This is a genomic window from Mycobacterium sp., from assembly GCF_046330795.1.
GTDB lineage: Bacteria > Actinomycetota > Actinomycetes > Mycobacteriales > Mycobacteriaceae > Mycobacterium.
Map to the genome: position 1 here is coordinate 191,293 of NZ_JAXLSA010000004.1, position 22,042 is coordinate 213,334.

18 protein-coding genes are annotated in these 22,042 nt (G+C 67.6%); all 18 read right to left on the reverse strand.

The features are described from left to right. Entirely contained in the window at window positions 1–1,152 is a 1,152-nt protein-coding gene (locus U0R18_RS15400; protein WP_526369880.1) for a glycosyltransferase family 4 protein, read from the reverse strand. A 13-nt stretch (window positions 1,153–1,165) separates the two neighbouring features. Then, entirely contained in the window at window positions 1,166–2,686 is a 1,521-nt protein-coding gene (locus U0R18_RS15405) for an oligosaccharide flippase family protein (RefSeq protein ID WP_526369882.1), read from the reverse strand. A gap of 4 nt (window positions 2,687–2,690) precedes the next feature. After that, a complete protein-coding gene (locus U0R18_RS15410) occupies window positions 2,691–4,013 on the reverse strand; it encodes a nucleotide sugar dehydrogenase (protein ID WP_526369884.1) in 1,323 nt (440 codons plus the stop codon). Continuing rightward, a complete protein-coding gene (locus U0R18_RS15415; RefSeq protein ID WP_526369887.1) occupies window positions 4,010–6,091 on the reverse strand; it encodes a heparinase II/III domain-containing protein in 2,082 nt (693 codons plus the stop codon). Before U0R18_RS15415 ends, U0R18_RS15410 begins: the two co-directional genes overlap by 4 nt. Window positions 6,092–6,171: 80 nt before the next feature. Beyond that, window positions 6,172–7,350, reverse strand: a complete 1,179-nt coding sequence (locus tag U0R18_RS15420; protein WP_526369889.1) for a GNAT family N-acetyltransferase — start codon at window positions 7,348–7,350, stop codon at window positions 6,172–6,174. Further along, complete coding sequence (locus U0R18_RS15425; protein WP_526369891.1) at window positions 7,335–8,291, reverse strand: hypothetical protein; 957 nt, start codon at window positions 8,289–8,291, stop codon at window positions 7,335–7,337. The genes U0R18_RS15420 and U0R18_RS15425 overlap by 16 nt, the downstream gene beginning before the upstream one ends. A gap of 26 nt (window positions 8,292–8,317) precedes the next feature. Next, window positions 8,318–9,778 (reverse strand): KamA family radical SAM protein, encoded by a 1,461-nt coding sequence (locus U0R18_RS15430; RefSeq protein WP_526369893.1) that lies wholly within the window; start codon window positions 9,776–9,778, stop codon window positions 8,318–8,320. Between the two features lie 19 nt (window positions 9,779–9,797). Continuing rightward, window positions 9,798–10,781 (reverse strand): NAD-dependent epimerase/dehydratase family protein, encoded by a 984-nt coding sequence (locus U0R18_RS15435; protein ID WP_526369895.1) that lies wholly within the window; start codon window positions 10,779–10,781, stop codon window positions 9,798–9,800. 43 nt (window positions 10,782–10,824) lie between these two features. Continuing rightward, window positions 10,825–12,354 carry a sugar transferase gene (locus tag U0R18_RS15440; protein ID WP_526369897.1) on the reverse strand — a complete coding sequence of 510 codons (1,530 nt, stop codon included), beginning with the start codon at window positions 12,352–12,354 and terminating at the stop codon, window positions 10,825–10,827. Continuing rightward, window positions 12,351–13,298: a UDP-glucuronic acid decarboxylase family protein gene (locus tag U0R18_RS15445; RefSeq protein ID WP_526369899.1), complete on the reverse strand. Its 948-nt coding sequence runs from the start codon at window positions 13,296–13,298 to the stop codon at window positions 12,351–12,353. The genes U0R18_RS15440 and U0R18_RS15445 overlap by 4 nt, the downstream gene beginning before the upstream one ends. 53 nt (window positions 13,299–13,351) lie before the next feature. Next, window positions 13,352–14,671 carry a UDP-glucose dehydrogenase family protein gene (locus U0R18_RS15450; protein ID WP_526369901.1) on the reverse strand — a complete coding sequence of 440 codons (1,320 nt, stop codon included), beginning with the start codon at window positions 14,669–14,671 and terminating at the stop codon, window positions 13,352–13,354. A 174-nt stretch (window positions 14,672–14,845) separates the two neighbouring features. Then, complete coding sequence (locus U0R18_RS15455) at window positions 14,846–15,547, reverse strand: helix-turn-helix transcriptional regulator (protein WP_526369903.1); 702 nt, start codon at window positions 15,545–15,547, stop codon at window positions 14,846–14,848. 448 nt (window positions 15,548–15,995) lie between these two features. Continuing rightward, window positions 15,996–16,808, reverse strand: a complete 813-nt coding sequence (locus U0R18_RS15460; protein ID WP_526369905.1) for a helix-turn-helix transcriptional regulator — start codon at window positions 16,806–16,808, stop codon at window positions 15,996–15,998. 512 nt (window positions 16,809–17,320) lie between these two features. Then, the gene (gene ltp2 / locus U0R18_RS15465; protein ID WP_526369907.1) at window positions 17,321–18,502 is read right to left on the reverse strand and encodes a 17-hydroxy-3-oxo-4-pregnene-20-carboxyl-CoA lyase; all 1,182 of its coding nucleotides are present in this window, start codon (window positions 18,500–18,502) and stop codon (window positions 17,321–17,323) included. Between the two features lies 1 nt (window position 18,503). Beyond that, on the reverse strand, window positions 18,504–18,911 hold the full coding sequence (locus U0R18_RS15470) for a MaoC family dehydratase (protein WP_526369909.1): 408 nt from the start codon (window positions 18,909–18,911) through the stop codon (window positions 18,504–18,506). Next, window positions 18,893–19,846, reverse strand: a complete 954-nt coding sequence (locus U0R18_RS15475) for an OB-fold domain-containing protein (RefSeq protein ID WP_526369911.1) — start codon at window positions 19,844–19,846, stop codon at window positions 18,893–18,895. Before U0R18_RS15475 ends, U0R18_RS15470 begins: the two co-directional genes overlap by 19 nt. Next, entirely contained in the window at window positions 19,843–21,006 is a 1,164-nt protein-coding gene (gene fadE29, locus U0R18_RS15480; RefSeq protein WP_526369913.1) for an acyl-CoA dehydrogenase FadE29, read from the reverse strand. Before fadE29 ends, U0R18_RS15475 begins: the two co-directional genes overlap by 4 nt. Then, on the reverse strand, window positions 21,007–22,029 hold the full coding sequence (locus tag U0R18_RS15485; RefSeq protein ID WP_526369915.1) for an acyl-CoA dehydrogenase family protein: 1,023 nt from the start codon (window positions 22,027–22,029) through the stop codon (window positions 21,007–21,009). Window positions 22,030–22,042 lie beyond the last annotated feature (13 nt).

Genomic DNA, 22,042 nt, shown 5'->3' on the forward strand with positions numbered 1-22,042 from the left:
CTAATTCAGAGCTGTCTGATATGCCCGGACGGTCAGCTCGGCGATCGCGTCGGGCGCGAACCGCGCCGAGGCGACCTCATGGGCCCGACGGCCCATCCGCCCGCACAGGGGTTCGTCATCCAGGACCCGCGCGAGCCGGTCGGCCAGCGCGGCCTCGTCCTCGGACTCCACCAGGAATCCCGTCGCACCGTCGTCCACCATCTCGGCCACGCCGCCGACGCGGCTGGCCACCACGGGCTTTCCCGCCGCCATCGCCTGCGCGATGATGGTCGGCGCATTCTCCTGCCGGGAGAACAGCACGACGGCACGCGCGGCTGCGATCTCGCGCAACATCCGCTCGTTGTCCACCATTCCGACGAAGTCGACACAGTCGGTCAGTCCCAGCGTCGCCACCCGGTCCCGCAGCAGGGTCAGGTACTCCCCGTCCGGCTGTGGACCGACCAGTGCCAGCCGGGCATCGGGAAACCTATGGTGCGCCTCGGCGAATGCGTTGACCAGCCCGAGCGGGTTCTTCAACGGGATGAGGCCGCCGGCGAACAACAGCCGCGGGCCCGTGGGCGCCGAAGGCGCGAGTGCGAAGAACTCCGCGGCGGTCGGATTGGCGATGCTCACCCGGGCTCCCCGGGTCATGCCCGAGAGCTCCCGCGCGTCGTACCCGGAGATCGAGATGACAACCTTGGCCCGACGCAGCACGCGCCGTGCGACATCGTGGATGAGCTTGGCCCGCAGGGTGTTCCGCAGGCTCGCCCGATGATAGAGATGGGTCTCGACGTAGGTGATCCCGTGTACGGTCACCACGCAGTTGCGGCTGCAGCGCGCGGCGATGTCGCTGTTCAGCCCGATCTCCTGGCCGTGCACCACGTCGGGTTTCAGCTCCGCGATCAGCTTGCGCGCCTTGCGCACATCCAGATACGCGCGGGTGGTCATCCGCCACCGGTATTGACCGCGCACATAGAACACCTGGACCTTCGGCGTCTCGCGCCGGTACGCCGTCGGCGCCTCGCCGTGATGGAAGCGCAGTACCGTGACGCTGTCGATGTCGTCGCGTCGTGCCAGGGCGGGCACCAGTGCGCTGGTGGCAGACTCGACCCCACCGCGCACGACACCCGGCTGCACCGGATACGTCCCGATCATCAGCACTTTCAGCCCCATGTCGATCCCCCACTCACGTCCGCCGGCGAGCCGCGCTCGTCAGCCTGCGCACGGCACGCTCGGCGAAACCGCGGACCGCTCGAAACCGCTGCGGCGACAACAGTCGCAGCGCACCGAGGTAGAGCAGCCCGAAGATCAGGCATTCGACGAAGATCGATCCCAGGCCGACGGGTTCGACCAGTCGGTCCGACCTGACCAGGACGTGTTCCAGCGGGAACACCACGGCGAAGGCCGCGAGCACCGAAATCGTCGAGGGCGCAACACAGCTGAATATTTCGCGCAGGGACGCGCGGACCACCGATCGCGCGATCAGCACGCTCACGACACCGCCGACGACGTAGGTGATCGACAGGCCGACGCCGACGCCGACGAGGCCGAACCGCAGCAGCACCACGATGAGCGGCAGGTGCAGCGCCAGGCCCACCACGCTGAGCCAGTTCACCAGCGACGACCGGCCGGCACCCTTCATCACCGTCGCGCCGAGCGCATGCAGCGCCGCACCCACGGTCATGCCCGACATCGCCATGGCCGCCGTCCCGGCCGGGCGCCACTGCTCGCCCAGCAGCAGAACCGCCACCGGCCGGCTGGCCACGACGAGGATGGCGCCCAGGGGCAGCACGGCGAACCAGGTCCAGCCGAGTGCGCGCAGGAACGCGTCCCGCAGTCGGGCCGCGTCGGCGGAAAGCCGTGCGAACGCCGGGAACAACAGATACCCGAAGATCTCGACGATGGCCATGGCCGGCATCCCGGCCATCTGGTACCCGTAGCGGTACTGGCCCAGGTCGGCGGTGCCGAGCCGACGGCCGAGCAGCACCTGCTGGAAGGTGTCCCGGATGCTGTCGGCCATGTGCTCGAGCACCAACGGCAGCGAGAACTTCGCCATCTCGCGCCACAGTCGGACCGAGAAGCGCCCCCGGAACGGCCGCCATCTCGCCATCGACCAGCTCAGCACCAGCAAGGTGATGATCGATGCGTAGGAACCGATGACCATCGACCACGCACCGAACCCCCACACCGCGAACACGATCGACACCCCGGCGAACGCGATCTTGGCCGCGGGCTGGATGATCATCCGTTGCTTGAATCGAAATGCGCGCTGCATCAGTGCCTCTGGAACGCTCAGGCATAGATACAGCAGCATCAGCCCCGAGGTCGCCGCCGAGATCTGCCCGGCCCGGGCGCTGTGGAAGAGCTCGCCGATCAACGGCGAGGCGATCAGCACCCCGACCCCCAGCAACAGGCCCGTCCCGAACGTCACCACCAGGACCGTGTTGGCGGCATCCTCGATGTCCTCACCGCGATGCATGAGCGCCTGCGCGAGGGTGCCCTGCGAGAACACCAGCAGGAAGCCCGTCAGCACCGACCCCGCCGTGTAGACACCCACCTCCGCGGGTCCCAGCAGCCGGCCCAGCACGATCGTCTGGACGACAACGACCAGCTGGCAGACTGCCACGCCGACGGCGGAGTATCCGACCCCCCGCTTGACCACGCCACTGAGGCCACCCGCCTCGGCGCTCAGCTCGGCCGACGTCATCGGATCACCAGCCGATGCCCTGATAGTTCGCGGTCTCGCGGCGCTGCCCGGCGTCGGGCAGCCGCACCAGGTCGATGATCAACCGCTCCGACCCGGCGCGCGACAGCGCGTCCAGCACCTCGGGGGCACGCGATGCGACGATCAGCACTTCACCATGTGCGACAACGGCATCGACGTCGTCCACCAGAAGCTCGCCGATGTGCGGCAGCCGCTCATCGATGTAGCTGCGGTTGGCGCCGATCAGCCGTGACACGATGACGTTCGCGTCGTGGATCTTGACGTCGAAGCCCTTGCCGATCAGCCGCTCCGCGAGCTCGAGCATCGGGCTCTCCCGTAGATCGTCGGTGCCCGGTTTGAAGGACAGCCCGAAGATGCCGACCTTGCGCCGCCCGTCGGCGATCACCAGATCGACGGCGTGCCGCAGCCGGACCTCGTTGGAGGCCAGCACATTCGCCAGCAGCGGCGTGTCGATGTCGTTGCTGCGCGCGGTGTGGGTCAGCGCCCGCAGATCCTTGGGCAGGCACGACCCGCCGAAGGCGAACCCCGGGCGCAGGTAGGCGGGGCTGATGTTGAGTTTCGTGTCGGACATGAACACATCCATGACGGCGTGCGAGTCCAGGCCGAGGGCGGCGCAGATGGCGCCGATCTCGTTGGCGAATCCGATCTTCACCGCATGGAAGCTGTTGTCGACGTACTTGGTCATCTCGGCGACCTTGACGGCCACCGGGAAGCACGGCCCGGGCAACCCCGCGTAGAGCCCGAACACCGTCTCGATGCTGCGTGAATCAGTACCCCCGACAACAGTTTTGGGCGGATCCAGGAAGTCGCGCACGCTGGTCCCCTCTCGCAGGAACTCCGGGTTGACGCACACCCCGAAGTCCACCCCCGCGCGTTTACCCGAAGCATCCTCCAGCAGCGGGATCAGCAGCCCTTCGCAGGTTCCGGGCACCATGGTGCTGCGGTACACCACGACGTGCCAGCCGTCCTTGTCCCGCAGCGCCGCCCCGATCTCGGCGGTCACCTCTTCGAGGTACCGGGTCAACAGCGCCCCACCGGCCGCCGACGGGGTCCCGACACAGATCAGTGAGACGTCGGTCGCCAGGACGGCCTCGTGTGCGTCGGGGGTGACCACCAGGTTGCCGGCGGCGACCACCGCCGCGGTGAGGTCGCCGATCTCCGCCTCGACGATCGGCGACGTCCCCTGCCGCAGGGCCGACATCTTGTCGGGGTTCACGTCCACGCCGACCACCCGGTGGCCGCGCGAGGCCAGGCACGCAGCGCTCACACAGCCGACGTAGCCGAGACCGAAAACGCTGATGCTGTTCATGATTCGCTCACCAACCTCACGGGCGACAACAAGGGAATATCGGCCACCGAACCCGCACCGGCGAGATCGATCTTCAGGCCACGCCGGAGTCCGCACTCGGACCAGCTGACGGTGAGGGTCGCGCCGTCCCGGATGACGTCCGGCAGCGCGATCTCGCCCGCATCGGGGTTGCGGAGCACGGACAGCATCGCCAACGGCAGCGCGGTCCGGGCGTGCGCGCCGAGCAGCCAGGCCGGCTTCCTGGCCTCCAGTCGATCCGACAGCCAGCCGAGGTGGGACCGGCAGTCCGCTCGGCGCTGTTCGACCTGGATGGGAACCGTTGCGGCATAACATAGCTGGAGTACGGGCCGACCATCCCGGACGGCCAGGTGCCCGTCGTCGGCGGGTACGACGTCCAGATCCGGATGCAGCGGCCACGACACCGTCACGTCGTGCACCGATCGTCCGTCGAGCAGGTCGACCACCACCGTCGTGACGCCGCCGGGCGCGGCGATCAGCAACCGGCGGTGCACCACGGGGTCATCGAGTCGGCGATAGCCGTCGTGCTCGGCATCGACGATGCCGCGTTCGAGGTCCACCGCGTGGACCGTGGTGGTGGCCTGGCGTCGCCAGTAGAACGGCCCGCCCATCTCGGACTGGTCGGTGTCGTCCACGCAGACCGTGGCGTGCGCCCGGGTGCCCCGGAAAGCACTGCGCCAGGCCGGGTTTCCGTAGTAGCTCCCGGTTCCCGGATCAACGATCAATTCGTCGTACCCGTCGCTGAGCGTTACCGCCAGTGCGTCGGCGTGCCCGTGTGCCGCGGTCGACAGGTAACCCAACGGGCCGACGTCCATGGTCAGCCGACGGGCGGTGGTTCGCAGCACCACGAGCCCGCCGTGCGGCGCAAAGAGGCTACCCGGTGCTCCACCCCCAGGACCGTCGGCGCCCACCTCCGGGACGGAACCACCCAGCGCCGCCGAGATCCACGCGGAGGTGAGTGTGGCCCGGCCATGGCTGCCCACGACGGTATCGCCGGTGATGGCCGCCATGATCCCCAGGTGGTCGCGCACCGTGCGTTTCGGTTCGGCGCCGAGCCGCAGCCCGAATCCGTCGTCGTCGTCTCCGTAGCGCGGATCCGGGTCCGCCGAACCCACCAACGAGACAAGGTATTTGGAGCTGCGTCCCAGCGCCGAGGTGAGCTCCCGAGGGACCCGTTCCCCGTGCAGCCGCAGGAGCAGGACCACGATCGCCAGCAGCTCGGCGGTGAACATCTGATAGGAGACCGACTGCTCGGCTCCGGCGCCATCGGGCAGGATCTGCCGCTGCGCCTCGCCGGCGAGTGCGTCGAGTGCGCTCCTGCACAAGGTGGCGGGCGCGTCGAGTTCGGGAAGAATCAGATGTACGGCGATCAACCCCGCGAGCTCACCCACCAGATGGTTGTTGGCTGAGCTGTAGCGGGACCGCGCGCGCCAGCAGTAGCGGGCGCTCGCGTCCAGCAGCCGGGCGGTCCGGCGGTATCGCTGCACGGTCATGCCGGGCGCGTCCCGCAGACCCTGCAGGGCGACTGCCACCGAGATCGCCCGGATGCCCGCCTCGAAGGCGCCCCGCCAGGCGATTCCGGTACCGGGCGGGTTCTGCTCCAGCCACGAGTCGAGGTGGTCGAACGCGCCGTCGGCATACCGTGATTCGCCGCTCACCAGCCACGCCTGCGCCAGCGCGGGCAGGTGCTGGAGCCGGTTCAGTTCCCAGATCCACTTCGGGTCACTGGTCGCCACCCGCGGATCGATCCGGCCGGCCGGGGCTGCCGGCCAACGGTATTCGGTGAACGGATCCAGGTTCCAGTCGGGCCGTGCACCGACATTCACCCGGGGATAGCCGAAGAATTCCCGTTCGCCGGCCAGGATCCCGTCGGCCTCGGCGATCAGTTGGGCCATCTGCGCCGGCTGTTCGTCGGCGACCCGGCGGGCACGGTCACGGTCGAGCAGCACCGCCCGGCCGTCGCCGGCGCGGAACCGCTCGAGCATGCTGGGCCAGTCGGAGCGAATCCCGTCGTCCGACCGCTCGCGCAGTCCGTCACGGTGCAACAGCACATCGCCCATACATCTTGCGCGCCAAGCTATCTCCCGCGGTGACATCGCCGCCGCGCGGCCCGCATACCAGCCGATCCGGGATGCCCGCGTCATCGCGGACCACTCCCCGGGCCGGTCTGGTGCGGCGGAATCGTCCGGCGCATGCCGCCGAGGGCCAGCCGTTCGGCCCGAAAACGCAACCGGGGCTTCTGCACCACCGTCCACGACAGCGTCTGGATCCGGTTCCCGAAGCTGCGTTTGAGCTGGTTCTCACCGGCCATGAAGTCGTAGACCCGGGCCCCCTGCTGCCAGGCCCGCCGGATCGCGAGTGCATGGGCCACGACGCCGGGACGTTCGTGCTCCGAGGGCTGGACGAACCCGCTCTGGTAGGCGTACACCTGGGAGCCCCGGCGGAAGTTGTACAGGACCCCGAGGGTCCGGTCGGCGCTGCGCAGCCGCAGCAGCTCGATGGCGCCCTCGGCGAACCCGCGCTCGATGAGCCGTTCATGGAAGTGCTCGAAGAAGTCGTGGACGAACGCGTGCGGCAGCCCCCGCCGCTCCCACCAGGGCACGTGCAGTTCCTTGAGGGTCCGGAAGAAGTCGATCGCCTCGGCCGGGCTCGTGGCCGCCTCGAGTCGCGCGGGTTCGAGCCGGTGCAGGGCACGCCGGAACTGCGAGCGCGAGTTCCGGCTCAGGATCGCGGCGACGTCACCGCCGCTGTCGTCCAGCGCGCCGAGGTCGACCGCGAACGACAGCTCCGGGGTCTCGTGCCGGAGCAGCCCGCGCTGCTCCACCAGAGCCACCGGGGGCGGTGCGGCGACCCCGGGCAGGCCGATCTCGTCGACGCCCGCCGTGTTCGCGAACGCATCGAGCAGCCCGGCCCAGCCGGCCTGCGGGGCGGCCAGCAACCCGTTGTGCTCGAGGTGCACGCAGTCGAACTCGGGATCGCCGGTGGCGTTGAGTACCCAGCGGCGCGCCCGGACCACCCGGTGCCGGCGGATCGACGCATCGCCCAGCACACCGAGGGCCACCGTCCGGTCGCCCACCGTGCCGCGCAGCAGCCGCGGAGCCACCTCCGGCGGGATGGTCTCCAGCAGCGTGCCGATCCAGTTCCACGACAGGAAGAACGACGGCGCGGCATCGGCTTCGAGCCGGCGCCAGTCGCGTTCGAGTTCGGCCAGCGGACCCATCGGCTCGACGCGGAAGGTGATGTCCCGGCACCCCGCCGGCCCGCCGTGGGCGGCGATGTCGTCGCGCGGGAACAGTCGCCCGGCTACCACGGCACGCACGTGAGCTCGCTGTAGAGATAGTCGAAGTGCTCCGGCCCCAGTGCCGCACTGCGATACATCCTGGGCGAGCTGTGCACATTGACCCCGAGCCACGGTGCGCGTCCGACCACGTGCAACTCCGCCATGGTCGCCAGCAGGCGCCGACGGAACAGCAGATGGCGGGTCAACGGCGCCAGGGCGGCGTGGAACACGTCCGGGTTGCTGACGTACAGGATCAGGGCGATCGGCTTGTTGCGGTATTCGGATTCGCGATACACCACATAACAGGACTCCGCGTCGCGGATCAGGACGAGATGATTGGCGGCCAGGGCCCGCTCGTGATCGTGGTAGAGCTCGAGCACCGCCCCGGTCAGCGTCCGCTCGATGACCTCCGGGTCGGCACTGACCCGCGTCCGGCCCGGCCGGGTGGGCCACGGCAGGTTGGGAATCAGGACCGCGGACGTGTCCAGGGGGCGGAATCCGGACCAGGCCAGGATCTCCTGGGGACCGACGTCGGCCGTGAGGACCGTGAAGTGGTAGTTCTCCTGTGCCAGGAGCGCTCTGAGGAGCAACAGGCTGCCGGACCGGTAGTCGGGTCCGACACACCACGATCCCATGTTGCAGAACCGCTCGCGCCGTCCCGCGACCAGCCGTTCGGAGTACAGCGCCAACAGCACGCCCACCACCCGGTTCCCGTCGCGGAGCATGAACCCGTGGTTGGGCGCATCGATCTTCCACGGGACCGTCGCGCACGCCAGCGTCCACGGCACCCGGTCGTTGAGATTGGTCCGCAGGAATTCCGCCACCGCGGCAACATCCTCGTCCGTGATCGGGCTGGCCTCCGCGGTCAGCCGCGTCCGCTTGGGCCGCAGCACGGCCGTGAGTGCGACGGACGGGGCCTGCGGTGCGCCGCCGTGGCGCGACTGCGGCCGCCCGTGTGCCTCGTGGTGTTCTTCGTCCACCGCTACCGACCCCCGTCCACCCGCGCTCAGGCGGGCAGCACAACTCGTTGATTGTCGATGGGATGCCTTGTCCCACAGTTGGTCCCGGCGTTCTTCCGCCACCACGACTGACCGGAGGCCGGCAGGCTGTCGATCGGGTCGTAGAACGGGTGGACGCGGTCGAGTGCGTCGGAGTCCGACCCGTCGAGCACCGTCCGGTAGTTCTTGCTCCAGTACGAAACGCCCAACTCCCGGTCGTACCGTTCCACCTGGTGCACCCACCGCTTGCCGACGAACGGCACGTCGCACACGATTCGGGGCGTCGCGAATCCGGGCAGGTAGCCCAGGATCGCCAGCTGCAATTCCTGCGACTCCGCGAGCGACGTACGCCAGTGTTCGGCGTTGGGGATCATGTCGCACATGTAGAAGTAGTAGGGCAGGATGTTGGCCTCGCCCTGCAGCGCGAAGCACAGGTCCAGCAGATCCTCCGCGGTGGCATTGACCCCGCGCATCAACACCCCCTGGTTGCGCACGTCGCGCAGGCCAACGTCGAGCAGCGCCCGCGCGGCCGCAGCGACCAGCGGTGTCACCGAGTTCACGTGGTTGACATGCGTGTGCAGGGCCAGGTTGACCCCGCGCGCCGCGGCGATCCGAGCCACCCGGTGGACCCCGTCGACCACCTTGGGCTGCAGCCAGTGCTGCGGCAGTGACGCCAATGCCTTTGTCGCGAGCCGGATATCGCGAATGGTGTCGATCTCGAGCAGCTGGGTCAGGAATGCTTCCAGCCGCGGCCACGGGACATTGGCCACATCTCCGCCGGAGACCACCACGTCGCGCACCGTCGGGGTGGCGCGCAGATACTCCAGCGTTCGCGTCTGCCGATCCACCGGTTGCAGGACCAGTTTCGCCTTGTCGACCGTCGGCGTCGAGTTGCCGATCAGATCCATCCGGGTGCAGTGGCCGCAATACTGCGGGCAGGTGGACAGCAGCTCGACGAGCACCTTGGTCGGGTAGCGATGCGTCAGTCCCTCGACCACCCACATATCGCTCTCGTGCAACGAATCCCGCTCCGCATAGGGGTGCGAACACCATTCCGGCTCGCGGTCGCTGAGCACCGGGAGCATGTAGCGCCTGATCGGGTCGGCGTAGAAGGCCTCGGTGTGATCGCTGCGCTGCGGCGTGTGATCCGGGACCATGGTGTTGAGCATCTGGGGCGGCAACAACATCGACATGGTCGCCCGCTGTTCCTGATCGGCGGCCAGATCGGCGTAGAACCGGTCGTCGAGCAGGTCGCCCATGACCGCGCGCAGTTGCCGGATGTTCTTCACCGAGTGCGCCCGCTGCCATTGCGGGTCCCGCCATTCGGCGTCGGTGACCGCCGCCCAGCCCGGGAAGCGGCGCCAGTCGGGTTCCGACAGTTCTTTGCGCGCATAGGAATAGGGCTGGTCGGTGGGCGCCGCATCGACCCCGCGCCGGGTCCCCGGCCGCTCCCGCAAGTGGTGTGTCATGAGTCCGTCCTCACCGGGTTCACGCTTCGAGCAGTGCGGGTTCGGGGTCGAGGATCGCGCGCAGCCACTCCATGGTGCGCTGGATCCCCTCGGCCAGATGGATCTCCGGCAGCCACCCGAGTTCCCGTTGCGCGCGCGTGGCATCCAGGGCGATCGCCTGCAATTCACCGGTACGCGCCTCGGCGTAGCAGGGTGGCGGGACCTCGCCGAGGAACGCGGCGATCAGCTCGTGCACCTCGGTGACCGTCGCCTGCCGCCCGGTGCCGATGTTGTAGGTCCCCACCGTCGTCAGGGGGGCCCGGCCGGCCCGGACGAAGGCGTCGACCACGTCATCGACGTAGACGTAATCACGTGCGGCGGTCCCGTCGCCGAACACCGTCACCGGCCGGCCGGCGAGCATCCGGCTGGCGAAGATCGCGATCACGCCGGCCTCACCGTGCGGATTCTGCCGCGGCCCATACACATTGGCCAGACCCAGGCAGATCGGCGCGATCCCGTACATCCCCGCGTACGCGCCGATGTACATCTCGCCGGCCACCTTGGCGGCGGCATACGGCGACAACGGGCCCAGCCTCGTGGTCTCGTCCACGGGGAGCCGGGTGGGCGCTCCGTACCGTGAGCCGCCCGAGGCGGCGTAGACGAGCCGCCGGACCCCGGACCGTCGCGCGGCTTCCAGGACGTTGATGGTCCCGAGCACGTTGCACCGGGCGTCGAACAGCGGATCGGACACCGACGCCCGCAGATCGACCTGCGCGGCCAGATGGAAGATCACGTCCGGATTGGTGCCCGCGACGATGTCGGTGAGTTCGGGCGCCTGAATGTCGTTCTGCAGATAGGTGAATCGACCCCGCCGATTCCTGTTGCAGCAGAACGCTTCCGCGAGATTCGCGATCCGGCCGGTGCTCAGGTTGTCGATCCCGACCACATCATGGCCCTCGGCCAACAGCCGATCCACCAGGGTGGATCCGATGAATCCGGCTGCGCCGGTTATCAATGTACGCACGACGTGTCACTCCTGTCCTCGACGGGGTTGCTGCCGGCCATGGTCAGTAGGCCCCCCTACGCTCGAACACCGACCGGATTGTCTTCGCGATGATCACCAGATCCGATGTCATCGAACAGTTGTCGACGTAGGAGAGATCCAGCCGGAGCGCATCGGCCCAGGCGAGATCGGATCTCCCGCTGATCTGCCACAGTCCGGTGATCCCGGGTTTGACCAGCAGCCGGTGCCCGAAGTCATCGTCGAATCGGTCCGCCTCGACCTCGAACAGCGGGCGCGGCCCGACCACGCTCATCTCCTGGCGCAGCACGTTGATGAACTGCGGCAGCTCGTCGATGCTGAAGCGCCGCAACACCCGGCCCACCGGCGTGACGCGCGGATCGTTGCGGATCTTGAACAGCTGCCCGTCGCACTCGTTGCTGTCCAGCAGTCCGTCCAGCATCTTGTCCGCGTCCGGCACCATGGTGCGCAGTTTCAGCATCCCGAACTGCCGGCCGTCGAGGCCGATCCGCTGGGACGAGTAGAAGACCGGTCCGCGGCTGTTCAGTTTGATCGCGATGGCGGCGATGACCAGGATCGGCAGCGTTCCCATGAGTGCGGCCAGGGCGAAGCAGAAGTCGAAGGCCCGCTTCTGGAACCGTCGTGCGTCGCGGTACTGCGGCCGCCCGATCTGCAGCAGCGGCAGTCCGGCGACCGGCAGCACCGCCATCCGCGAGACCGCGATGTCCAGCACACCCGGTGAGACGACAAGATTGACATCCGTGGGTTCGAGTTTCCAGGTGAGCGTGCGGATGTCGTGGACGTCGAGATGATCGGTGCCGACGATCGCGACGGTGTCGGCGCTGCAGGTGTCGACCGCCTCCAGGATGGCCGATTCGTCGCCGATGACGGGTATCCCGCGGGGCGACACCACCGTGCGGAACGGGTCGGATGGATCGCAGCCCGGCACGCACGCGCCGACGACCACCATGCCGTCCTTCGGATTCCGGTCGAATTCGTCCGCGAGCCGCTCGACGGCGCCCAGCCTTCCCACCGCGAGCACCGCGGTCCGGTAGCCGCCGTTGATCCGTTCGCGCGCGACGTGTCTGCGCACCAGCGACCTGCTCAGCAACAGTCCGAAGATGCCGGCCGGCAGCGCCACCGCGAGGTAACCCCGCGCGAGCTCGAGCTTGAAGAGCAGTTCGGCCAGCGCGATGATCACGAACGTCCACAGGCTGCCCTGCACGACGCGCCGGTACTCCTCGATCCCCCGGCCGACGACCTTCGCCGAGCGAGCGTGGAATCCGGCCAGCACGGTCAGCCACAGCGTGGCGATCAGCACCGAATACACCGTCGCGTAATGGTCCTCGGGCCCGGACGTCAGGGAATCCTCACCGAACCGGATGAACTGCGCGAGCAACACCGCGCCACAGACCACCGCGATGTCCGCGGTCAGCAGGATCGCGGTGTACCGGCGCTGCCAGCGCAGGCGGTCCAGGACGTGCCGCGACGGCCCCTGGGCCCGGATCATGCTCTCCGGCTGGGGAATCCGCATTCCCGGTCCGGTGCGAAGGTGCTCGCCGCCGATGGTCGTCACGACGCCAGGGCTTCCTTGAGGGCCTGCTGGTGCCAGGCGATCGTCCGGGCGACCCCTTCGCGAACCGCGACGCGGGGTGACCAGCCGAGCCGTTCGCGGGCCAGCGTGATGTCGGGCCGGCGGCGTGTCGGGTCGTCCTGCGGCAGCGGGTGCAGTTCGATCCGTGAGGTGGAACCGGTCAGCACCCGTACGAGTTCCGCGATCTCGCGGACCCGAAGTTCCACCGGATTCCCGAGGTTGATCGGGCCGGCCTCGCGGGAGCCGAGCATCGCCGCGATACCCCGTACCAGGTCGTCCACGTAACACAGGCTCCTGGTCTGACGGCCGTCGCCGAAGACCGTCAGCGGCGCGCGCCGCAGGGCCTGGTCGATGAAGCTGGACACCACCCGCCCGTCGTCGGGCCGCATCCGCGGGCCGTACGTGTTGAAGATCCGGACGATGCCGGTGTCCACGCCGTACGTGGTGCGGTACGTGGTGGTCAACGCCTCCGCATAGCGTTTGGCCTCGTCGTAAACACTCCTGGGTCCGGCCGGATTGACGTTGCCCCAATAGGTCTCGGACTGCGGATGGATCAGCGGCTCGCCGTAGACCTCACTGGTGGACGCCAGGATGAACCGGGCCGATTTCGCGCGGGCGAATTCGAGCACATTGCGCGTGCCCTCCGCGCCGGTGCGCAGGGTGAAGATCGGCTTCATCAGATAGAGCCGCGGCGACGCCGGGCTGGCCAGGTGCACGACACCCTCGAACTCACCCTCGACGTCGATCGGGTCGAGCACGCAGGCCTCGACGAAGGTGAACCGCGACGAGGAGGTCAGGGGCTCGATGTTCGACCGGCGTCCGCTCGACAGATCGTCCAGGCACACGACCGTGTCGCCGCGCGCCAGGAACAGTTCGCACAGATGGGATCCAAGAAATCCGGCTCCCCCGGTGACGAGAATTCTCATCGGTCTCCCCTGTTGTGTGGTTGGTGTCGCCCGTGTGTCTCACCGGCTCCGTGTCACTGACGCCCGAAGCCGCGATAGGTCCAGCCCGCGGCCCGCCAGGCACCCGGCTCCAGGCAGTTGCGTGCGTCGATGACGTGGTTGGATCTCGTGACGTCCGCGAGGTCCTCGGGCCGCAGGTTCCGGAACTCGTCCCACTCGGTCAGGACCAGGACCGCGTCGACCCCGGTGCATGCGTCGGCGGCCGAGAACGCATAGTTGAGCGTGGGGAAAGCCTTTCGCGCGTTGTCCATGGCCTTCGGGTCGAACACGCTGACCTCCGCTCCCTCCGACTGGATCCGGTTCGCGACGTCCAGCGCGGGCGAGTCACGGATGTCGTCGGTGTTGGGTTTGAACGCCGCGCCCAGGATTCCCACCCGCGCACCGGCCAGCGATCCGCACGCATCCCGGGTGATGTCCACGATGCGGGCCCGCCGGCGGCAATTGAGGTCGTCGATCTCGCGGAGGAAGTTCAGCGAGTCACCGACCCCCAGTTCCGTTGCCCGCGTGACGAACCCGCGAATGTCCTTCGACAGACATCCCCCGCCGAATCCCAGGCCGGCGTCCAGGAATCGGCGCCCGATCCGGTTGTCGTAGCCGATCGCATCGGCCAGGGTCGCGATGTTCGCCGAGGTGACCTCGCACACCTCGGCGATCGCGTTGATGAACGAGATCTTGGTGGCCAGGAACGCATTGGCCGCGACCTTGACCAGCTCCGCTGTCTCGAGGGTGGTGACCAGAAACGGTGTGCCGCAGTCGAGCAACGGGGCGTACAACGCGCGCAGCAGACTCTCCGAGCGGGAGTCCGGCCGGTCCTCGACACCGACCACGATGCGGTCCGGGTGCAGGGTGTCCTGCAGCGCGAGGCCCTCCCGGAGGAACTCCGGATTCCAGGCCAGCTCCACCCCGTCCCCGGCCGGAGCGATGCCGCGGGCCCGCTCCGCCAGCCGTTGCGCGGTTCCCACCGGTACCGTCGACTTCCCGACGATCAGCGTCGGGCGGTCCAGGTGCGGGCACAGCGCGTCGATCGCCGCGTCGATGTAGGACATGTCGGCGCTGCAGTCCCGCTTGTTCTGCGGGGTGCCGACCACCAGGAAGTGCACATCGGCGAATTCGGCAGCCTCGGTGTAGGACTCGGTGAACCGCAGTCGGCCGGCGGCCAGTCCGTCCTGCACGACCTCCTCGAGTTCGGGCTCGAAGAACGGAACCACGCCGGACTGCAGCTTGGCCACCTTGTCGGCGTCGATGTCGACGGCGACCACGTCGTGGCCGAGTTGTGCCATTCCCGCGGCGTGCGTCGTCCCCAGATAGCCCGCCCCGATCACCGCGACCTTCATCCGAGCCCCCCCAGATCTGATTCGGCCTTCATCGACTTTTGCACTGCCACAATCGGATTCACCGTTGCGGGCAGGTCGTCGCAGCAAGCCGGCCTCTGATTCACCATCTCACTATCGGCGGCGGCAACTGTTGCGTACATGGGCCATCGGAGCCAATTTTGACTAGTCCGAGGACTAGCTCCAGTCCGTTCCGCGATCGGAGCGATAGGTCCGCCACATGGCCGCCGCCTGGGCGCGGGTGGTCACTCCGAGCTTGGCCAACAGGCTGTGCACGTGGTTCTTCACGGTATGCACGGCGATGTCGAGGCGCTCCGCGATATCGCGGTTCGACCGACCTAGTTCCAGCATCCCGAGGATCTGGACCTCCCGGGCCGTGAGAGCCAGATCCTGCACCACTGCCGGGGGCTGGGAGGTCAGTGTCAGCAACCGCTGCAACAGGATCGCCGCCACCGATGGCGGGCAGCAGATCTCCCCGGCCACCACCTTGTGCATCAGAACCACGAGATCGTCGAACGAATCGCTGCGCATGTGGTACCCGACCACCCCGGCCTCGGCACACGCCACGATGCCCGTCTCATCGTCCTCGGACACGCCCAGCACGATCACCCGCATGGTCGGATCGATGTCCATCGTCGCCCGTAGCAGTAGGTGACTGCCGTGGGTGGTCATGCTCAGCAGGACGACGCCCACGTCGGCCTCCCTGAGCACCTGGACCAGCGAGGGCAGATCCCAGGCGACTGCGGGTTCCGGCGTGCCGCTGAATTCCAGTGTCCCGGCGAGACACTCACGAAACAGCCGGCAGTCGTCCAGGATCAGCACCCGGCCGCTGCGCGCGGCCCGATCGGGTTCGCCCTCGCCCACCGGTCGGGATCGCATCCGCGGGTTCGACCGCCGCGAGCCGGACGACGCCGGATGTACGCGGCGGTCCCCGTTCGGGCGAGGTGCGTGCCGGCCGCTCAGTTCCCCCGGCCGGGGGCAGCCGGTGATCAACGTCCCGACCTGACCGCGGAACCACCGGCGGCGCCGTCCACCGATGTGCCGGCCGATCGAATTCGGCTGGAGAGCCGAACCTTTCGAGCACGGGCCCGCCACCCCTGTGGACGTGCCGGTGCCCTGGTGGATGCGCCCGAAGCGCCGGACCCCAACGCCATCGCTTCACTATCGGCCCTGTGCGGCCCTGTCGTACATGGGCCGTTGGAACCATCTTCGTACCGGTTCCGTGCCTAGGACCACGGCGCATTTCCGGGCCGGAAACAGCCCTGTGATGTTCGGTACCTCGACCGCGGCAGGACTAGTTCTGTCCGGCCGGGAACGTCGGGGCGGCCTAGGCCCGGGTGCCCTCGATCGCGGAATCGTGTGCCGGCGGCCGGATCCCGTTGAACCTCATCGTGCGGAACTGCGCCGCCGCCTCCGCTCGGGTGTTGACACCGAGCTTGGTCAGAACGCTGTGGACATGGTTCTTGACCGTGTGCACGGCGATGCAGAGACGATCGGCGATATCCCGGTTCGACAGACCCATCTCGAGCATCCGCAGGATCTGGGCCTCCCGTGAGGTCAGCACCAATTCCTTTGCGGCCGGCTGTCGATCCGCGGCCAGCGCGGACAGTCTGCGCAGCAACATCGCCGACACCCGCGGCGAGCACAGCGACTCGCCGCTGGCCACCCGGCCGATCAGCGCGATGAGGTCGTCGATCGATTCACTGCGCAGGTGGTAGCCGGAGACTCCGGCCTCGGCACACGCGACGATCCGCGTTTCATCGTCCTCGGACATCCCGAGAACGATGACGCGGATGTCGGGCCGAACCTCGAAGGTGGCCTGCACCAACATCGCACTGTCCCGGGTGTCCAGATTGATGAGCACCAGGTTCGGCGAATCGTCGTTCAGTGCGGTGACCAACGACGAGAGATCCCACGCCGACTTGGGCCGCGCGGGGCCGTGGGCGGCGATCGCGGCGGCCAGGTTCTCGCGCTGGAGGGTGCAGTCGTCGACGATCAGGAGCCGGAGATCGGCCAGCGGCGAGCGTTGCTCCCGCGGCGCCGTCTCGTTCACCCCGTTGTGATAGGTCCACCGCGGTCCCCCGTAGGCGGCGGACACGTCCGACTGCACCGGCGCATGGACCGTGGCCCGATCAATCATCTCGCGCCGGAACACCTTCTCGGTGGGCCCGGCCCATGCATCATCGGAGCTGGATCGCCGGACGGGTACCTGTACCCACAACGACCGTGAATTGTCCTCGGACCCGTCTGGTCCCGACCCAGTCCAGGGTGAACCTCTCATACCCAACCCCACTCAAAGATTCAAGCGCCCTCGCCCCCGCGATAGAACATATTGTGGGCGTCGATCAGCAGTTTTACTAGTGATCCAGCGATGAATTTTTTGGCCAGGAAAAGATTTGCCATACCAGTTGGTAGCGGGCCATATCCTCAGCGAGGGCCCAACGGGGGGGCCGAACCGCAACCTCGGCGATTCGATATATCGCCTAGCTGACCCGTTCTATCTGCATATTTAGCCAGACTTCGCGATCAGGCGGCCTGGTCTGGCACACTTGATCGATTCGGCTTCGAGCGCTATGCGCATCCCAGCTAATGTTTGCCAGAACCGCAAAAATTGGTGCAGTCCACGGCCGTCGCGAACGAGGATCCGGGCCCCTACTGGGCCCCTCGGCCCAGAATCAGACCCGATGTCGGCACGCCGGTGCCCGCGGTGACGAGGACGTGCTCGACGTTGTCGACCTGATTGACCGATGTACCGCGCAGCTGCCGGACACCTTCGGCGATGCCGTTCATCCCGTGGATGTAGGCCTCGCCGAGCTGTCCACCGTGGGTGTTGATCGGCAGCCGGCCGCCGATCTCGATGGCGCCGTTGGCGACGAAATCCTTCGCGTCACCACGGGCGCAGAAGCCCAGTTCCTCGAGCTGGATGAGGGTGAACGGGGTGAAGTGGTCATAGAGGATGGCGGTCTGGATGTCGGTGGGCTTCAGGCCGGACTGCGCCCACAGCTGATCACCCACCAGGCCCATCTCCGGCAGCCCGAGCTCGGGCCGGTAGTAGCTGACCATCGTGTACTGGTCGACGCCGGAGCCCTGCGCAGCGGCCTCGATGACCGCCGGCCGGTGCTTCAGATCCTTGGCGCGCTCCGCCGTGGTGACGACGATCGCCACCGCGCCGTCGGTCTCCTGGCAGCAGTCCAGCAGGCGTAACGGCTCGGCGATCCACCGCGAATTCTGGTGGTCCTCGATGGTGATCGGCTTCTCGTAGAAGTACGCCTTCGGGTTCGTCGCGGCGTGCCGCCGGTCGGCCACCGAGATCGCACCGAAATCCCGGCTGGTCGCACCGGACGCGTGCATGTAGCGGCGCGCGATCATCGCCACCTGTGCTGCCGGGGTGGAAAGGCCGAATGGATAGGAGAACGCATTGTCGGCCTGCGTCGAATTCGCCGTCGCACCAACCGATCCCGCCAGGGCGGTCTGGACCTGACCGAACCGCATGCCGGAGCGTTCATTGAAGGCCCGGTAGGCGACGACGACATCGGCCACCCCGGTGGCCACCGCGATGGCGGCCTGCTGGACCGTGGCGCAGGCCGCGCCACCGCCGTAATGGATCTGCGAGAAGAACTTCAACTCACCAATGCCGGCGGCTCTCGCCACCGCCTGCTCGGTGTTGGAGTCCATGGTGAAGGTCACCAGACCATCGACGTCGGACGGAGCCAGACCCGCATCGTCCAGCGCGTCCAGTACGGCCTCGGCGGCCAGCCGCAGCTCACTACGGCCGGAGTCCTTGGAGAAATCGGTGGCACCGATGCCGGCGATGGCAGCTTTCCCGGAGAGCATCCTAGTTACCCATCGTCAGTGTCGCGGTGGCGATCACATGATCGCCCAGGCTGTTGCTGCCAACGACCTTGGTGGTCACCACGTCACCGTCGACCGCGGTGACCTCGCCGGTGAAGGTGACGGTGTCGTATGCGTACCAGGGCACCCCGAGACGCAGTCCGATCGATTTCACCACGGCGTTCGGACCTGCCCAATCGGTCAGGAAGCGCTGCACCAGACCGGTATCGGTCAGGATGTTGACGAAGATGTCCTTGGACCCCTTGGCCTGCGCCTTGTCCCGGTCGTGATGGACGTCCTGATAGTCACGCGTGGCGATGGCCGTCGAGACGATGAACGTCGGGTCGCCGTAGATCTTCAGTTCGGGCAGCCTGGTGCCCACGGTCGGCGTGCTCACGCGGTGGGCTCCCATGCATACAGCGTCCAGGCCGGGCCGGTGGCCGACTCGGGGATGTCGATATACGTTGCGCGGACCGGCATTCCGATCTCCACCGCGGCCGGGTCGACGCCACGGAGCTCGCCGAGCATCCGAACACCCTCGTCGAGTTCGATCAGCGCGATGACGAACGGCAGGGTCCGACCGGGCACCTTGGGGGCATGGTGCACCACGAAGCTGTACACCGTGCCATTGCCCGAGGACACCACGTAGTCGATGGGCGCGGTGTGGTCCTGCCAGAGCGCCGGCACCGGCGGGTGCTGCAACGTCCCGTCGGGACGACGCTGGATCCGCAACTCGTGGGCGTCCACGCCGTCCCAGAAGAACTTCGAATCCCGCGACGCGGCGGGCCGCATCAGTTTGTCGGGGTCCAGATCCTCCGGCACGGCCGAGCCATCGACGGACTGGTCGGCGGGGATGAACTTCATCATCCGCCACATCATCTCGGCCACGACTTCCTCGCCGACGGTCCACGTCATCTTCTGGGTGATGAAGTAGCCCTCGCCCAAGGCGGTCCGCTTGGGCCCGACGACATCGGTGATCTCCGCGGCGATGCTGACCTCTTCACCGGGCACCAGGTACCGGTGATAGGTCTGCTCGCAGTTGGTGGCCACCACGCCGACATAGCCTGCGGCATCGAACAACTCGATGATCTTGCCCAGCGGATCGTCATCGGGCCGGACGCCGCCCAGGCCCACCATGGTCCACACCTGGATCATGGCGGGCGGTGCGACCACGCCCGGATGCCCGGCGCTGACCGCGGCCGCCTCGTCGACGTAGATCGGATTCTTGTCGCCGATCGCGTCGAGCCAGTGCTCCACCATGGGCCCGTTGACCGGGAAGCGACCCAGCCGCGGCGTGCTGCTGCCCGAGGCCTTCAACGCTTCGATGCCGGCCTGCAGATCGCTCATCGCGTCACCCGCGGAACACCCAGCCCGAATGCCGCGATCATCTCGCGCATCACCTCGTTGACACCGCCGCCGAAGGTGATCACCAGATTGCGCTTGGTCATCTTGTCCAGCCAGTCCAGCAGCTCACCGGTCTCCGGATCGGCCGCATTCCCGCACCGCGCGACGATCTCTTCGGCAAGACGCCCCACTTCCTGGATCCGGTCGGTGGAGAAGACCTTGGTGGCCGAGGCGTCGGCGACGGCGATGGTCTCACCGGATGCGGCCACCTGCCAGTTGAGCAGTTCGTTGATCCGCCAGATCGACTTGATCTGCGCGAGAAGCCTTCTGACGTCGTCATTCTCCAGTGGAGTGACACCGTCGCTGCCGGGCTTGGCGGCCCAGGTGTGCACCTTCTCGTAGATGCCCGCCATCCGGCCGGCCGGCCCAAGACCAACCCGCTCGTGGTTCAGCTGGGTGGTGATCAGCTTCCAGCCGCCGTTCTCCTCGCCGACCAGCATGTCGGTCGGAACCCGGACGTCGTTGTAGTACGAGGCGTTGGTGTGGTGCGCACCGTCGGACAGGATGATCGGGGTCCATGAGTAGCCCGGATCCTTGGTGTCGACGATCAGGATCGAAATGCCCTTGTGCTTGGCGGCATTCGGATCGGTACGGCAGGCCAGCCAGATGTAATCGGCATCGTGCGCGCCCGTGGTCCACATTTTCTGGCCGTTGACCACCCACTCGTCGCCGTGCTTGGTGGCGCTGGTGCGCAGCGAGGCCAGATCGGTACCGGCATCCGGCTCGGAGTAGCCGATCGCGAAATGGATGTCGCCGGAGAGGATCCCGGGCAGGAATTTCTTCTTCTGCGCCTCGGTGCCGTAGGCCTGCAGGGTCGGGCCCACCGTCTGCAACGTCACCAGCGGCAGCGGCACATCGGCCCGATTGGCCTCGTTGATGAAGATCTGCTGTTCGACCGGGCCGAATCCCAGGCCGCCGTACTCCTTGGGCCAGCCGACACCCAGCTTTCCGTCGCTACCCATCCGTTTGATCACTGCACGGTAGGCCTCGTTGTGCCGGTCGGACTCCATTGCCGCCGCCTCATCGGGCGTGATGAGGGTCGAGAAGTATTGCCGCAGTTCGGCTTGCAGTGCCCGCTGCTCGGGCGTCAGATCGATGAACACTCAGACTCCCACCAGGTCCAGCCGAACCGAAGGACCACCGAGCAGCCGGGTCAGATCCTTGATCGACGAGTAGTAGCGGTCCATCGGGTAGGTGATGTCCATACCCATCCCGCCGTGTAGGTGATGACAGACCCGCATCGCCGGTGGCGCCTGCGACGTCAACCAGTAACCGAGGATCTCGAGGTCCTCGTCGGCGTCCAGCCCTTCGGCCAACCGCCAGGCAACCGATGTGGCCACCAACGATATTGTGCGCGAGGCGATATAGACCTCGGCGAGCTGCGCAGCCACCGTCTGGAACGTCGACAGCGGCCGGCCGAATTGCTCACGGGTGGCCACGTAGTCGGCGGTCAGCCGCAGCGCGCCGGCCACCAGGCCCGCGCCGAACGCACCGATCGCCGCGAGTGCCAACTGATTGAGCCGTCGCACGGTCGCACCGTCGAGCAGATCGTCGGCGGCGACGGCAACATCGGCGAAGGACACCACGTACTCATCGGAATGGTTGGACGACGGTGTCCTGGTCAGCGTCACGCCCGCAGCCTGTGGTGAGACGACCACGACGCCGGAGTCGGTGCTCACCACCAGCCACGCCGCGCGCTCGGCATATGGCACCGCGATCTTGGTACCGTTCAGCCGGCCACCGGACAGTGATGTCTGCGGTCTCTCGGGTAGCGCCGTGCCGGGCTCATCGAGGGCCGCGGTCAGGATCGCACCACCGGGCACCCCGGCGAGATAGCGATCCTGTTGCGCATCGGTCGCCAGATCGAGCAGCGGAACAAGGCCCAGACCCAGGGTCGCCAGCGCGGGGCTGATGGCGCCCCGCCGGGCGATCTCGGTGAGTGCGGTGGCGATCTCCGCCAATCCCACACCGTCACCGCCGAGCCGTTCGGGAACGCCGAGCGCCGTCACGCCGCCGTCGACCAGCGCCTGCCAGGTGTTCTCCGGTTCGAGAGCACCGTCTCGCCCGAGTACCGAAGCGACGACGTCGGCAACTGCCTGCTGCCCCTCGTCCAGGGTGAAGTCCACCGATCCTCCTTGA

Coding starts and splice junctions, on each gene's coding strand:
- U0R18_RS15400 (WP_526369880.1), bottom strand. CDS start 1,152: ATGGGGCTGAAAGTGCTGATGATCGGGACGTATCCGGTGCAGCCGGGT.
- U0R18_RS15405 (WP_526369882.1), bottom strand. CDS start 2,686: ATGACGTCGGCCGAGCTGAGCGCCGAGGCGGGTGGCCTCAGTGGCGTG.
- U0R18_RS15410 (WP_526369884.1), bottom strand. CDS start 4,013: ATGAACAGCATCAGCGTTTTCGGTCTCGGCTACGTCGGCTGTGTGAGC.
- U0R18_RS15415 (WP_526369887.1), bottom strand. CDS start 6,091: ATGGGCGATGTGCTGTTGCACCGTGACGGACTGCGCGAGCGGTCGGAC.
- U0R18_RS15430 (WP_526369893.1), bottom strand. CDS start 9,778: ATGACACACCACTTGCGGGAGCGGCCGGGGACCCGGCGCGGGGTCGAT.
- U0R18_RS15445 (WP_526369899.1), bottom strand. CDS start 13,298: ATGAGAATTCTCGTCACCGGGGGAGCCGGATTTCTTGGATCCCATCTG.
- U0R18_RS15450 (WP_526369901.1), bottom strand. CDS start 14,671: ATGAAGGTCGCGGTGATCGGGGCGGGCTATCTGGGGACGACGCACGCC.
- U0R18_RS15455 (WP_526369903.1), bottom strand. CDS start 15,547: ATGCGATCCCGACCGGTGGGCGAGGGCGAACCCGATCGGGCCGCGCGC.
- U0R18_RS15460 (WP_526369905.1), bottom strand. CDS start 16,808: ATGATTGATCGGGCCACGGTCCATGCGCCGGTGCAGTCGGACGTGTCC.
- ltp2 (WP_526369907.1), bottom strand. CDS start 18,502: ATGCTCTCCGGGAAAGCTGCCATCGCCGGCATCGGTGCCACCGATTTC.
- U0R18_RS15470 (WP_526369909.1), bottom strand. CDS start 18,911: ATGGGAGCCCACCGCGTGAGCACGCCGACCGTGGGCACCAGGCTGCCC.
- U0R18_RS15475 (WP_526369911.1), bottom strand. CDS start 19,846: ATGAGCGATCTGCAGGCCGGCATCGAAGCGTTGAAGGCCTCGGGCAGC.